This is a genomic window from Collinsella sp. AM33-4BH (assembly GCF_003469205.1).
GTDB lineage: Bacteria > Actinomycetota > Coriobacteriia > Coriobacteriales > Coriobacteriaceae > Collinsella.
The window spans coordinates 15,968-30,790 of the sequence record NZ_QSIN01000003.1 but is presented as its reverse complement, the minus strand read 5'-3'; the positions used below and the strand labels follow the sequence as shown (position 1 = coordinate 30,790).

At 62.2% G+C, this 14,823-nt stretch carries 10 protein-coding genes; 7 read left to right on the top strand and 3 right to left on the bottom strand.

All coding sequences use genetic code 11. The annotated features are described in order from the left end of the window. Nucleotides 1-73: 73 nt before the first annotated feature. Nucleotides 74-3,820, bottom strand: a complete 3,747-nt coding sequence (locus tag DW821_RS03155) for a phosphoribosylformylglycinamidine synthase (protein ID WP_117774094.1) — start codon at nt 3,818-3,820, stop codon at nt 74-76. Nucleotides 3,821-4,004: 184 nt separating this feature from the next. On the opposite strand from DW821_RS03155, the gene DW821_RS03150 reads away from it, so the two are divergent. Then, on the top strand, nt 4,005-5,567 hold the full coding sequence (locus tag DW821_RS03150; protein ID WP_006234446.1) for a cation:proton antiporter: 1,563 nt from the start codon (nt 4,005-4,007) through the stop codon (nt 5,565-5,567). A 284-nt stretch (nt 5,568-5,851) separates the two neighbouring features. Here the strand turns inward: DW821_RS03150 and DW821_RS03145 are convergent, their stop codons facing one another. Beyond that, nucleotides 5,852-6,601, bottom strand: coding sequence for an SDR family NAD(P)-dependent oxidoreductase (locus DW821_RS03145; protein WP_117645711.1), 750 nt, complete (start codon nt 6,599-6,601; stop codon nt 5,852-5,854). Between the two features lie 214 nt (nt 6,602-6,815). Further along, nucleotides 6,816-8,159, bottom strand: a complete 1,344-nt coding sequence (locus DW821_RS03140; protein ID WP_117645709.1) for a homoserine dehydrogenase — start codon at nt 8,157-8,159, stop codon at nt 6,816-6,818. A gap of 250 nt (nt 8,160-8,409) precedes the next feature. Between DW821_RS03140 and DW821_RS03135 the strand changes: the two genes are divergently transcribed. The 6 genes from DW821_RS03135 (at nt 8,410) to DW821_RS03110 (ending at nt 14,709) form a co-directional block, all read left to right on the top strand. After that, nucleotides 8,410-9,576, top strand: a complete 1,167-nt coding sequence (locus tag DW821_RS03135; RefSeq protein ID WP_117637820.1) for an ABC transporter substrate-binding protein — start codon at nt 8,410-8,412, stop codon at nt 9,574-9,576. Between the two features lie 271 nt (nt 9,577-9,847). After that, nucleotides 9,848-11,035, top strand: coding sequence for an ABC transporter substrate-binding protein (locus DW821_RS03130; protein WP_117635471.1), 1,188 nt, complete (start codon nt 9,848-9,850; stop codon nt 11,033-11,035). 139 nt (nt 11,036-11,174) lie between these two features. Beyond that, complete coding sequence (locus tag DW821_RS03125; protein WP_117635470.1) at nt 11,175-12,056, top strand: branched-chain amino acid ABC transporter permease; 882 nt, start codon at nt 11,175-11,177, stop codon at nt 12,054-12,056. A gap of 9 nt (nt 12,057-12,065) precedes the next feature. Beyond that, the gene (locus tag DW821_RS03120) at nt 12,066-13,145 is read left to right on the top strand and encodes a branched-chain amino acid ABC transporter permease (RefSeq protein WP_117635469.1); all 1,080 of its coding nucleotides are present in this window, start codon (nt 12,066-12,068) and stop codon (nt 13,143-13,145) included. Then, on the top strand, nt 13,135-13,995 hold the full coding sequence (locus DW821_RS03115; RefSeq protein WP_118065511.1) for an ABC transporter ATP-binding protein: 861 nt from the start codon (nt 13,135-13,137) through the stop codon (nt 13,993-13,995). The genes DW821_RS03120 and DW821_RS03115 overlap by 11 nt, the downstream gene beginning before the upstream one ends. A 12-nt stretch (nt 13,996-14,007) precedes the next feature. Beyond that, nucleotides 14,008-14,709, top strand: a complete 702-nt coding sequence (locus DW821_RS03110) for an ABC transporter ATP-binding protein (protein ID WP_035137222.1) — start codon at nt 14,008-14,010, stop codon at nt 14,707-14,709. Nucleotides 14,710-14,823 lie beyond the last annotated feature (114 nt).

Genomic DNA, 14,823 nt, shown 5'->3' with positions numbered 1-14,823 from the left:
AAAAAGAACCCGCCACCGGATGTGTCGGTGGCGGGTGTTGTTACCCGAGGGGATTGTACCCGATGGGAAAGGTTTAAGCGAAGTAGGCCACGCCGCTCTCAAAGATCGGCATGAACTTATCGCCGGGGACATGCTCGGGCACGTTGCGGTACAGGTTGTCGCCGCGACGCTCGGCATGGCCCATCTTGCCCAGGACGCGGCCGTCGGGGCTCGTGATGCCCTCGATGGCGAGTGCGGAGCCGTTGGGGTTGACGGAGAGATCCATGCTGGGCTTGCCGTTCTCGCCCACGTACTGCGTGGCGACCTGGCCGTTGGCGATCAGCTGGGCGAGCACTTCGTCATTGGCGACAAAGCGGCCCTCGCCGTGGCTGATGGCGACGGTGTAGGGGTCGTCCAGGCTGCACTGCGACAGCCACGGGGACAAGTTGGACGAGATGCGGGTGCGCACCAGACGGCTCTGGTGGCGACCGATGGTGTTGAACGTCAACGTGGGCGCATCGGGCGTGGCGTCGACGATGTCGCCGTAGGGCACCAGACCGAGCTTGATCAGGGCCTGGAAGCCGTTGCAGATGCCCAGCATCAGGCCATCGCGGGCCTTGAGCAGGTCGCGGACTGCCTCGGTGACCTCGGGAGCGCGGAAGAACGCCGTGATGAACTTGGCGGAGCCGTCGGGCTCGTCGCCGCCCGAGAAGCCGCCGGGGATCATGACGATCTGGCTTGCACGGATGCGGCGGGCAAGCTCGTGGGTGCTCTCGGCGACGGCCTCGGGCGTGAGGTTGTTGATCACGAAGGTGTCGGCCTCGGCACCGGCGGCACGGAAGGCGCGGGCGCTGTCGTACTCGCAGTTGTTGCCGGGGAACACGGGGATGATCACGCGCGGGCGGGCGATCTTGGCGCCGCCGTACACGTGGATATCCTTGGCGCGGAAGTCGATGGTCTCGACCTCGGGGGTCTCGCCGGCGCTGCGGTAGGTGAAGACGCCCTCGATGCCGCTCTCCCAGGCCTCCTGGAGCTCGGAGAGCTCGATGACTTCGGAACCGGTGTCGATGACATAGCCCTCGACGGTGGTGCCCAGGGGCTCGACGACAACGCCGTCGGCGACCTCGGGCAGCTCGGCATCCTCGGCGAGCTCGACAATAAAGCTGCCGTAGAGCGGGGTGAAGAGGCTCTCCACGTCTACATCCTCGGCAAGCTCGATACCGATCTGGTTACCGACGCACATCTTAAAGAGGCTCTCGGCGCCGCAGCCGTAGCCGGGCGTGGAGATGGCCAGGGCGTTGCCGGTAGCAGTGAGCGCCTCGACGGCGTCAAACGCGGCGAGCAGCTGCTGAGCATCGGGGCGGTAGTCCTCGCCATAGGTGGCGGGGGCGATGCGGACGACGCGGTGCGTGAGGCCCTTGAACTCGGGCGAGACGGCGCGGGCGGCCTTGCCCACGGCGACGGCGAAGCTGATCAGGGTCGGCGGAACGTTGAGCTCGCCGGCCTCGTCCTCAAACGAACCGCTCATGGAGTCCTTGCCGCCGATGGCGCCGGCACCCAGGTCGACCTGGGCCATAAGGGCACCCAGGACGGCAGCCATGGGCTTGCCCCAGCGCTCGGCCTCGGTGCGCAGGCGCTCGAAGTACTCCTGGAAGGAGAGGTAGGTGCGCTTGTGCTCAAAGCCGGCGGCAACGAGCTTGGCGATGGACTCGACCACGGACAGGTAGGCGCCCGCAAACTGGTCGGCCTCCATCAGATAGGGGTTGAAGCCCCATGCCATGGCGCTCGCCGTGGTGGTCTCGCCGTCCACGGGGAACTTGGCGACCATGGCCGAGCTTGGGGTGAGCTGCGTCTTGCCGCCAAAGGGCATGAGCACGGTCGCGGCGCCGATGGTGGAGTCGAAGCGCTCGGAAAGGCCCTTGTTGGAAGCGACGTTGAGGTCGGTGACGAGCGAGGTCATGCGCTCGGCGAGCGTGGTACCGGCCCAGCTGGGCTGCCACACACTGCGGGCGCAGACGTGGACGACCTGGTGCTTGGGCGCACCGTTGGAGTTGAGGAACTCGCGGGACAGATCGACGATGGCGACGCCGTTCCAGGCCATGCGCATGCGCGGCTCGGCGGTAACCTCGGCGATAACGGTCGCCTCCAGGTTCTCCTCGGCGGCGTAGCCCATGAACTCCTCGACGTCACCGTCGGCGACGGCGCAGGCCATGCGCTCCTGGGATTCAGAGATGGCGAGCTCGGTGCCGTCAAGACCGTCGTACTTTTTGGTCACGGTATCAAGGTCGACATACAGGCCGTCGGCAAGCTCGCCTACGGCGACCGAGACACCGCCGGCGCCAAAGTCGTTGCAGCGCTTGATCAGACGGCAGGCATCGCCGCGGCGGAACAGGCGCTGCAGCTTGCGCTCGACCGGGGCGTTGCCCTTCTGGACCTCGGCGCCCGATGTCTCGATGGACTCGGTGTTCTGGGTCTTGGAGGAGCCGGTGGCACCGCCGATGCCGTCACGGCCGGTGCGGCCGCCCAACAGGATGATCTTGTCGGTGGGGGCGGGGCACTCGCGACGCACGTGGTTTGCCGGGGTAGCGCCCACGACGGCGCCGACCTCCATGCGCTTGGCGACGTAGCCGGGGTGATAGAGTTCGTTGACCTGACCGGTGGCAAGGCCGATCTGGTTGCCGTAGCTGGAGTAGCCGGCGGCAGCAGTGGTCACGAGCTTACGCTGCGGCAGCTTGCCCTCGAGCGTCTCGGACACGGGGACGGTGGGGTCGCCGGCGCCGGTGACACGCATGGCCTGGTACACGTAGCTGCGGCCCGACAGCGGGTCGCGGATGGCACCGCCCACGCAGGTGGCGGCACCGCCGAAGGGCTCGATCTCGGTCGGGTGGTTGTGGGTCTCGTTCTTAAAGAGGAACAGCCAGTCCTGGTCCTCGCCGTCGACATCGACCTTCACCTTGACGGTGCAGGCGTTAATCTCCTCGGACTCGTCGACATCGGTCATGACGCCGGTCTTCTTGAGGTACTTGGCGCCGATGGTGCCCATGTCCATGAGGCAGACGGGCTTGGTGTCGCGACCGAGTTCGTGGCGCATCTCCATGTAGCGGTCGAAGGCCTGCTGCACCACGGCGTCGTCGATCGTCACGTCGTCCAGGACGGTGCCGAAGGTGGTGTGGCGGCAGTGATCGGACCAGTAGGTGTCGATCACGCGGATCTCGGTGATGGTGGGGTCGCGATCCTCATCGCGGAAGTACTGCTGGCAGAAGGCGATGTCCGCCTCGTCCATGGCAAGGCCGCGCTCGGAAATAAAGGCGGCAAGGCCGGCCTCGTCGAGCTCGCGGAAGCCGTCGAGCACCTCGACGGGCGCAGGCTCGGGGGTCTCCATGTACAGTGTCTTGGGCAGGTCGAGCGAGGCGATGCGCGCCTCGACGGGGTTCACCACGTAGTGCTTGATAGCCTCGACGGCGGCTTCGTCCAGAGCGCCCGAGACCATATAGACCTTGGCGGAGCGCACGGCGGGGCGCTCGCCCTGGCTGATGAGCTGCACGCACTCGCTGGCGGAGTCGGCGCGCTGGTCAAACTGGCCAGGCAGGAATTCGACGGCAAAGACGGCGCCGTCGCTTGCGGGGAGCTCGTCGTAGGTCACATCGACCTGGGGCTCGCTAAAGACGGTCGGCACGCAGGACCGGAAAAGCTCCTTGTCGATGCCCTCGACGTCGTAGCGGTTGATAATCCTCAGGGCCTCGATGCCCTTGATGCCGAGAATTTCGGTCAGCTCGCCCTTGAGCTGCTGAGCCTCGACGTCGAACCCGGGTTTCTTCTCCACGTAGATACGAGAGACCATTGGTTCCTGCCTTCCTGATCGGTTGGGCGTACGGTACGGTATGCGGCAGCGGTCGGTTTGCGGGGTCTGCCCTGCGGTCGCCTTGAGCCACATGTTTGTAAACCTCACTATGATACGACAGCTCGCGGCGCGTTGAGGACGGCGAGGGTGCTACAGTGAAGCGCAAACAAGAGAAAGGCATCACATGGCATTCGTTTCGCTCGCCATCATCGCACTCGTGGCCTTTGCGAGTCCTTTTATCGCCTCGGCGATTCCCGGAAAACCCGTTCCCGAGACGGTCTTTTTGCTCGTGCTCGGCGCGGTACTGGGACCCCATATGCTCGGCGTCATCCATGTAGATGCTGAGGTCTCGCTTGTGTCCGAGCTGGGCCTGGCCTTTTTGTTCCTGCTTGCCGGCTTTGAGATCGACCCCAAGAGCATCACGGGCGTCGAGGGGCGCTACGGCTTGGCGACGTGGGTCGTCACGTTTGGTATCGCCTGGCTTGCCGTGCGCTTTACCCCGTGGTTCTCAGTCAGTCATTTCGACGGTATCGCTGTGACGCTTGCTCTTACCTCCACGGCGCTCGGCACGCTCGTGCCCATCATGCGTGAGCGCTCGCTTACCGGCACGCGCGTGGGCGACTCGATTCTCGCGTATGGCACTTGGGGCGAGCTCGGTCCCGTGCTCGCCATGTCGGTGCTGTTGTCTGCCCGCACTGGCATCCAAACGCTCGTTATCCTTGGCTTGTTTGCGGTGGTTTGCGTGTTGCTGGCCGTGGTCCCGAGCCGCTCCAAGCGCGTCGGCAGCCGCTTCTTTGCATTTGTTGAGGAGCGCGCCGATACCACGTCGCAGACCTTCGTGCGCCTGACGGTGCTCATCCTGGTCACGCTCGTGGCATTCTCGGCTGTCTTTGATCTCGACATCGTGTTGGGTTCTTTTGCCGCCGGCTTTGTCCTGCGCTATATCATCCCCGAGGGCAACCATACGCTCGAGACCAAGCTCGACGGTCTGGCCTACGGTTTTTTGATTCCGGTGTTCTTTACCGTATCGGGCGCAAAGATCGATCTGACGGCCGTGGCGTCGCGCCCGGGTCTGCTCGTGGGCTTTATCGTGGCGTTGTTGATTATTCGTGCCGTGCCCATTCTTATTTCCATGAGCATTTGTCCTGCGACGCGCGATGTGTCGGCGTATGGTCGCATTACCGTGGCCCTGTACTGCACCACGGCGCTGCCGATCATCGTTGCCGTTACGAGCGTTGCCGTCAACGCGGGCGCGCTGTCGCAAGATATTGCGTCGGTCATGGTTGCCGCCGGTGCCATCACGGTGTTCTTGATGCCATTGCTCGCGCAGCTCTTCTACCGCGTGGTGGATGCCGCACCGGTCGCCGCCGTGGCAGAGGTTGCCGAGCATCCATCCGATGCGCTCGACATCTTGCGCGCCCACCACGACCTAGCGAGCTTGCTCGCGCGCGAGCACGAGCTGCTGACCTCGCATGGCCATGGTCGCGTATTCGAGGGCCTGCCTACGCTCGATACGATTGCCGAGCGTCTTTCCGCCGAGGCGGCGAGCGGCCACATCGATGCCCGCATCGTGGACGCGGCGCACCTGCTTGCCGATAAGACCTATGGAGACGAGGTCGACCCGTCCGAGCTGACTCCGCGTGAGCGCCGCCGCCTGGAGCGCGCCAAGCTCGCTGTGCGCGAATACCGCCGTCGCATGCTGGAGCTCTATGCGCGCGAAGAAGCCGAAGACGACGACGGTAAGTAGTCGATACTTTCTCGGGGAAGCCGCGTCCCGCTTTGAAGGCTCGGAACGGGATGTGGTTTCCGAAACGGGGGCCGTTGGGAAGCTGTGTCCCGGAATGGGCGCTCAGAGTGGGATGCAGTTTCCGCAAGGAGGTCCTGGGGGAAACCGTGCCCCGTTCTGATCCGAAATACTGGGACATAGTTTCCCTTTCATAACAGGAGAAGGCGCGCTGTCTGCAGTTGATTCAGACGGCGCGCCTTTTTGGTTGAGCTATGTTGAAGCTTGAAGCCAAAGCTTGTGGCTCCTTAGGAGCGGGCGGCTCCGTCGACGGGGAGCACGGCGCCCGTGACATAGGAGGACATGTCGCTCGCCAGGAAAACAAAGGCGTTGGCGACATCCTCGGGCTCGCCCATGCGACCCAGCGGAATGGTGGCGATGATGGGCTTGATGACCTCTTCGGGCAGGTTGGCGACCATGTCGGTCTTAGTCACGCCGGGGGCGACGGCGTTGACGCGGATGCCCATGGGAGCGAGCTCGCGCGAGAGCGACTGGACCATACCGTTGACGGCAAACTTGGACGTGGGGTAACCGACGCCGGAGGGCTGGCCGTACTTGGCGACCATCGAGCTTGTGGTAGTGATGGTGCCGCCGTGGCCGGCCTCGGTCATGATCTTGGCGGCAGCCTGGTGGCCATTAAAGACGGCGACGACGTTGAGGTCCATAACTTTGGCGAACTCCTCGGCCGTGTAGTCCAAGAGGGGTGAACGCTGGGAGATACCGGCATTGTTGACGACCGTGTCCAAGCCGCCCATGTCGGCTGCAGTCTGCGTAAAGGCCTCAGTCACGGCCTCGAGCGAGGTGAGATCGCAGGAGCGACCCCAGACCTTGGCGTCGGGATAGGCGGCTGTCAGCTTCTCAACGGCCGTGTCGGCAGTCTCCTGGCGCGAGCCAAAGACGGTGACGGCAGCGCCTTCCTCGATAAAACGGCAGGCGATGGCATAGCCGATACCGCGTGTGCCTCCGGTGATGATTGCTTTCTTGCCCTCGAGCAACATGGTGCTTCCTCTCATCGCGGGCGGACATTCGCAGCACAGCGTAGCGGTAGTCGGAATCGGCCGCGTTTGCATATCGGTGAACGGTAGCCCGCGTTACCGATGAGCGGCTCGCGCAAATATGCTTTGCCGTTGTGCTTAGGGCAGGTGACAAAAGGGCTCCCGTCCCACATCGGACGGGAGCCCTCAAGGCGCGTATTGCTAGGCGAGCGTTGGGCTAGTTCGCCATGACGCCTTCGGTCCAAGCCTCAACGTCCTCGATGCGCAGGACGTTGGCGACCTCGGCCACGCAGCCGACGCTGGCAAGCTCGGCGGCGGCAGCCTGGACGTCCTTCTCGAGCGCGCGGTGCGTCAGGAAGATGACCGAGCAGGCATCGCTGACGCCCGATTTGCCGTCCTCGACCTGGTTGATGAGCGAGATCGAGATGTTGTGCTTGGCAAAGATGTCGACCGTCTCGGACAGGGCGCCCACGCGGTCGGCGACTTTCAGGCGCACATAGTACTTGGTCTGGAGCTCGTCCATGGGCTTAAAGGTGAGGTTGTGGCCATAGGGCTCAATCTCGGGCAGCGGAGCCACGCCACGGCTGATCTGCTCGGAGAGCGACAGGATATCGCCCACGACGGCGCTCGCGGTGGGGAAGGAGCCTGCGCCCGCGCCGTAGAACATGGTCTCGCCCACGGCGTCGCCTACCACGTAGACGGCGTTCATGGCGCCGTTGACCTTGGCGAGCATATGGTCTGCGGGGATCAGCGTGGGATGCACGCGAACGTCGACGCCAGCGTCGGTGTTGCGGGCGATGCCGAGCAGTTTGATGGTGTAGCCGAGCTCGCGGGCCTGGGCGATGTCCTCGGCGCCGATGGTGCGGATACCCTGCTGGTACACATCATCGGTGGTAACGCGGGTGCCAAAGCCGATGGAGGCGAGGATGGCCGTCTTGCTGGCGGCATCGAAGCCGTCGACGTCGGCGGACGGGTCGGCCTCGGCATAGCCCTTAGCCTGTGCGTCGGCGAGCACGTCAGCGTAATCGGCGCCCTCGGCGTCCATGCGCGACAGGATGTAGTTGGTGGTGCCGTTGAGGATGCCGGCGATGGTCAGGATCTTGTTACCCACCAGGTCGTGCTCGAGTGTGCTGACAATGGGGATGCCGCCACCGCAGCTGGCCTCGCACTTAATCTGCACGCCGCACGCACGCGCCTTCTCGGCAAGCGTCTCGACATGGCGGCCCAGCAGGGCCTTGTTGGCGGAGACGACATGCTTGCCGTTCTCGAAGGCAGTGGTGAAGATCTCGGTTGCGGGATGCTCGCCACCAATCAGCTCGACGACGATGTCGACGGCGGGGTCGGTGACGACATCGTGCCAGTCGCTCGTAAAGGCCTCGCGCTCAATGCCTGCCGCCTCGGCCTGCTCCCAAGCAAGCGCGCAGGCGCGGGTCAGCTTAAGGTCGATGCCGTAGGCTGCCAGGTACTCATCGTGGTGGCTCTTGATCAGACGGGCCACGCCGCCGCCGACGGTTCCCAGACCGATCAGACCGACGTTCACGGTGCGCAGGGGTTCGCTCATAGATAACTCCTTCGTGCATCTTATGGATGGATAAACCGCTTAAAGGTTGAGTGCATTCTAGCGTGAACCGGGGGCGCGTGCTCGCCAGGCAACAGGAGCCGCACAAAACGGCACCCCCGAAACGCTGCGGAAACATTGGAAACATGCTCGCTACAAATGAACTTCCGTAACAAACTGTCAACGTTTGCGCCATAAGGTTTGCCCCGTACCGCAAAACAGCCGCACCGCGGCCAGCGAAAAGGGGGACACCATGTTTAGTATCAACAACGCACTGAGCCGTAGGAGTTTCTTGGCAGGAGCCGCGGCGCTCGGCAGCACCGCCGCGCTCGCTGGCTGCTCTTCGAGTGGCTCTGACGGCGGCTCCGCCGATGACGGCAAGACCTTCAAGATCGGTGTTATCGGCCCTCTGACCGGCGCCGCGGCAACCTATGGCGTTTCGGCCGAGAAGGGTGCCAAGCTCGCCGCCGAGGATTTCTCGACCAAGGACCTCAAACTCTCGCTTAAGTCCGAGGACGACGTCGCCGACGGCGAGAAGGCCATCAACGCCTTCAATACCTTGTGCGACTGGGGCATGCAGGCGCTTGTCGGCCCCGTTACCACCGGCGCCGCCGTCGCCGTCTCGGGCGAGATCGCCGACGATATGCTCATGGTCACGCCTTCGGCCTCGTCGCTCGATGTCACCAAGGGAAAGACCACGGTCTTTCAGGTTTGCTTCACCGACCCCACCATGGGCGCCAGCGCCGCGAAGTTCTTGGCCGAGAAGTACGCGGACGCCAAGATCGCCCTGTTCTACAACTCCGGCGATACGTACAGCTCGGGCGTTGCCGACGCCTTTGCCGAGCAGGCCAAGGCATCCAAGCTCGATGTCGTCGATACCGAGACCTTTAAGGACGACTCTTCCACGAGCTTTACCAACCAGCTCACCAAGGCCAAGGAGGCCGGCGCCACGCTTATTTTTGCTCCGATCTATTACACGCCGGCGTCCGTCCTGCTCAAGAACGCCAAGGACATGGGGTACGACATGACGCTTATGGGCACCGACGGCATGGACGGCCTGCTCTCCGTTGAGGGCTTCGATACCTCTCTTGCCGAGGGCGTGCTGCTCATGACCCCGTTCTCTGCTGACGATGAGAAGAACGCCGACTTCGTCAAGGCCTATAAGGACGCCTACGACGAGACGCCCAATCAGTTTGCCGCCGATGCCTATGACTGCGTCCATGCGATTGCCGAGGCTATCGATAAAGCGGGCATCGACATTACGGCTGACGGTGCCGACATTGCCGACGACCTTGCCCGCGCCATGCGCAAGATCAAGATCGAGGGCCTGACGGGCGAGCTGACGTGGAATGACGAGGGCCAGGTCGAAAAGCCCGCTACGGCCTATGTGATCCAGGACGGCAAGTACATCGCCGCCTAAGTGCGCATAAAACGCTACCGGTGAGGCTGTTTTATTCAGGGCGGGGACGCCTGTAACAGAATGGAAACATTACTTTTACACAATAAAGTGGCATTACTGCATAAAATAATAGAAATACGCAGAAATATGGATAAATGAACAAATCCAAAGAAAAGTTGAAATAATCGCCACTTTTCCTAACTAAAGCGTCTACTATTTTGCGAACGCCGAACACGGCGAAGGATGGCCTGTCGGGCAACCAAAACCCGACGAGATTTGAGAGGAGAGCCGCATGTCGAGCCTCACCGGTAAGTCATTGAACCCTGTTATGAATCGCAGGAGCGTTATCGCGAGCGCAGCAGGTCTGGGGGCGATGTCCATTCTAGCTGGCTGCTCCTCCAACGGCGGCGACAGCGGTTCCGCGTCGGGCGACGCTTCGTTTAAGATCGGCACCATCGGCCCGCTGACCGGCGCCAACGCGTCCTACGGCAAGTCCGTTACACAGGCTGTCGAGCTTGGCTGCAAGGATTTCTCGACCAAGGAGCTGCCGCTTGTCAGCAAGGCCGAGGACGACCAGGCTGACGGCGAGAAGGCCGTCAACGCCTTCAACACCCTGCTCGACTGGGGCATGCAGGCCCTCGTCGGTCCGACCACCACGGGTGCGTCGGTCGCCGTTGCCGCCGAGTGCGGCAACGACCCCGAGACGTTCATGATCACCCCGTCCGCGTCCTCCGAGGACGTTACCAAGGGCAAGGATTGCGTCTTCCAGGTTTGCTTTACCGACCCCAACCAAGGTGTCAACGCTGCCAAGTTCCTGGCAGAGAAGTATGCGAACGAGAAGTTCGTGCTGTTCTATAACTCCGGCGATGCCTATTCTTCGGGCATCGCAGATTCCTTTAAGGCCCAGGCCGCTAAGTCTAAGCTTGAGATTGTCGACGAGGAGACCTTTAAGGACGACTCCGCCACGAGCTTTACCAACCAGCTGACCAAGGCCAAGCAGGCAGGCGCCACCATGATCTTTGCGCCGATCTACTACACGCCGGCGTCCGTCCTGCTCAAGAACGCCAAGGACATGGGCTACGACGTCAAGATGATGGGCTGCGACGGCATGGACGGCATCCTGGGCGTTGAGGGCTTCGACACCTCTCTTGCCGAGGGCCTGCTGCTTATGACCCCGTTCTCCGCCGACGACGAGAAGAACGCCGACTTCGTCAACGCTTACAAGGATAAGTACGGTGATACCCCCGACCAGTTTGCCGCCGACGCCTACGACGGCGTGCATGCTGTGGTCGAGGCTCTCAAGGAGGCCGGCCTGGGCGTCGACGCCGACCCCACCGAGGTTGCCGAGAAGCTGCCTAAGGCTATGCTCAAGATTACTGTTGACGGCCTGACTGGCAAGCTCTCCTGGAACGACAAGGGTCAGGTCCAGAAGGACCCGACGGCGTACGTCATTACCGACGGCAAGTACGTACAGGCCTAATAGGCCGCCTTACATAGAGCGGTTTTGATCCCAAGCAGGGGAGGTTTTGGCCTTCCCTGCTTGCTTGGTATCTAGGGACGATGTAACGTCCCTGTTTCATACATCAACTGGAAACCTATTCGAAAGGGGGATGTGGAACATGACGGTCTTTATCCAATACCTGGTCAACGGCCTGTCCATGGGCAGCGTCTACGCCATCATCGCGTTGGGCTACACCATGGTCTACGGTATCGCCAAGATGCTCAACTTCGCTCACGGCGACGTCATCATGGTCGGTGCCTATGTCTCGTTCTGCGCCACGTCGTATCTCGGCCTCCCGGGCTGGGCATCTGTAGTTCTCTCTTGTGTGGTCTGCACGGTTCTCGGTGTTCTCATCGAGGGTCTGGCATACAAGCCGCTGCGTCAGGCGGGCCCGCTGGCCGTTCTGATCACGGCCATCGGCGTGTCCTACTTCCTGCAGAACGCCGCGCAGCTCCTGTGGGGCGCCACGCCCAAGAACTTCACTTCGCTCGTCACCTTCCCGGTGCCGGAGTTCTTGGCCAAGTTCAACGTAAGCGCCGTTTCGCTCGTCACCATCGTCGCCTGCCTGGTTATCATGGCCGGTCTGATGTTCTTTACAGGTAAGACCAAGATGGGCAAGGCCATGCGCGCCGTGTCCGAGGACAAGTCCGCCGCTCAGCTCATGGGCATCAACGTCAACCGCACTATTTCGATGACCTTTGCCATCGGCTCCGCCCTTGCCGCCATCGCTGGCGTGCTCCTGTGCTCCTACTCGCCGGTCCTGCAGCCCACCACGGGCGCCATGCCTGGCATTAAGGCCTTCGACGCCGCCGTCTTCGGCGGCATCGGCTCCATCCCCGGTGCCTTTGTCGGTGGCATTCTCATCGGCATCATCGAAGCGATGGCGCAGGCTTACATTTCCACGAGCCTTGCCAACTCCATCGTCTTTGGTGTTTTGATCATCGTCCTGCTCGTCAAGCCTGCCGGCCTCTTGGGCAAGTACGTCCCCGAGAAGGTGTAGGTGAGCGTTATGAAGTTCCTTAAAGACAAGCAGACGCGTCACGACTTTGTCACGTACGCCATGTGCATCGTGGCATTCGCCATCGTGTTCTTCATGCAGTCCAACCATATGATCCCGCGCATGATCGCCGGCCAGTTGGTTCCCATCACGGCCTACATCGTTATGGCCATCTCGCTCAACCTCGTTGTCGGCATCGCGGGCGACTTGTCGCTGGGCCACGCGGGCTTTATGAGCGTCGGCGCCTATACGGGCATCGTTACCGCGGTTGCCCTCGAGAGCGCCGTCCCCTCCGATCCAATACGTCTTGTCATCAGCATTGTGGTCGGCGCTATCGCCGCTGCCATCTTGGGCTTCTTGATCGGTATCCCGGTCCTGCGCCTGAGCGGCGACTATCTGGCCATCGTGACCCTGGCTTTTGGCGAGATCATCAAAGAGATCGTCACCTGCCTCATTGTGGGTGTCGACTCCCGCGGCCTGCATGTGATCTTTAACATCACGGGCAACTCCACGATCGACGACCTGCACCTGCTCGAGGACGGCACCGCCATCATCAAGGGCGCCCAGGGTGCCTCGGGCGTGTCGACGTACTCGACCTTCCTCGCCGGTGCCATCCTGGTCATGGTCGCGCTCGTGATTGTACTCAACCTGGTGCGCAGCCGTACCGGCCGTGCCATCATGGCCGTGCGCGATAACAAGATTGCAGCCGAGTCCGTAGGCATCTCCGTCACCGAGTACCGCATGATCGCCTTCGTGGTTTCCGCTGCCCTCGCCGGTGCTGCCGGAGCTCTCTTCGGCGGTAACTTCTCGCAGCTCTCCGCCACCAAGTTCGACTTCAACACGTCGATCCTCATCCTGGTGTTCGTGGTCCTGGGCGGTCTGGGCAACATGCGCGGCTCCGTCATCGCGGCGGCGTTGCTCACGGTGCTTCCTGAGCTGCTCCGTCAGTTCTCGGACTACCGCATGCTCATCTACGCCATCGTGCTGATCCTGGTCATGATCTTTACCAACAACCCGCAGCTCAAGGCGTTCTTCGGTCGCGTCAAGGACCGTTTTGCTTCCAAGAAGGAGGTGGCAGCCGATGCCCAGTAAATTTGAGTTCAACAAGGGCAAGATGGTCCCGTATCCTTCTGGCGCCATCGTTCCCGATCGCGACCTGGGCCAGCGCCCGGCGCTCGAGTGCATCCACCTGGGCATTGAGTTCGGTGGCCTTAAGGCAGTCGACGACTTTAGCCTGACTATCGGCAAGACCGAGATCGCCGGCCTGATCGGCCCCAATGGTGCCGGTAAGACCACGGTCTTCAACCTGCTCACCAAGGTGTACCAGCCCACGCACGGCACCATCCTGCTCGACGGTGAGGACACCTCGGGCAAGTCGGTCTACCAGATCAACCGCATGGGTATTGCCCGCACCTTCCAAAACATCCGCCTGTTTAACACCATGACGGTGGAGGATAACGTTAAGGTCGGCCTGCATAACCAGGAGCGTTACTCCGGCTTTGAGGGCGTGCTGCGCCTGCCGACGTATTGGAAGCACGAGAAGGCCGCCCACGAGCGCGCCATGGAGCTGCTGTCCATCTTTGATATGGAGCATCTGGCAAATGAGCAGGCCGGCTCGCTGCCTTACGGCGCTCAGCGTCGTCTGGAGATCGTCCGTGCGCTTGCCACCAACCCCAAGCTGCTGCTGCTCGACGAGCCTGCCGCCGGCATGAACCCGTCCGAGACCGCCGAGCTCATGGAGAACATCGTCAAGATTCGTGACACCTTCGGCATCGCCATCATGCTTATCGAGCACGACATGTCGCTCGTTATGAACATCTGTGAGGGCATCTGCGTGCTCAACTTTGGTAAGGTCATCGCCAAGGGCACGGCCGAGGAAATCCAGAACAACGACGCCGTTATCGAGGCGTATCTGGGCAAGCAGGATAAGGGGGAGAACTAAATGGCAGAGCCGATGCTTTCCGTCTACAACATCAACGTCTGGTACGGTGCCATCCACGCCATCAAGGACATCTCCTTTAACGTCAACGAGGGCGAGATCGTGGCTCTGATCGGTGCGAACGGTGCCGGCAAGTCCACAACGCTCAAGACCGTCTCGGGCCTGCTGCGCTCCAAGACCGGCTCCATCAAGTTTATGGGCGAGGACATTACTCATACGCCCGCCGATAAGCTGGTTGGTAAGGGCCTGGCCCAGGTGCCCGAGGGCCGTCGCGCCTTTTTGCAGATGACGGTCGAGGAGAACCTGGAGATGGGCGCCTACACGCAGCCCAAGTCCACGGTTGCTCCGGGCCTTGAGCGCGTCTACGAGCAGTTCCCGCGCCTGAAGGAGCGCCGTCGCCAGGTCGCCGGCACCCTTTCGGGTGGCGAGCAGCAGATGCTCGTTATGGGCCGCGCCCTTATGAGTAACCCCAAACTGCTTATGCTCGACGAACCTTCCATGGGTCTGGCGCCGATTCTGATTGAGCAGATCTTCCAGATTGTCGAGGACCTGCACAAGGCCGGCACCACGGTGCTTCTGGTCGAGCAGAACGCGCAGATGGCGCTCTCGATCGCCACACGCGGCTACGTGCTCGAGACCGGCAAGATCACCATGACCGGCACCGGCCAAGAGCTCCTGCACGACGATAACGTCCGCAAGGCCTATCTCGGTGGCTAGGAGGTTCCGCCGTTCTACCGAACGGCGGACCGGCCGACGCTGCGCGGGCGCCAGAGCGACAACTTGTCATTCAAAGAGGGCGGCATGACCAGAAGGTCTATGCCGCCCTCTTTT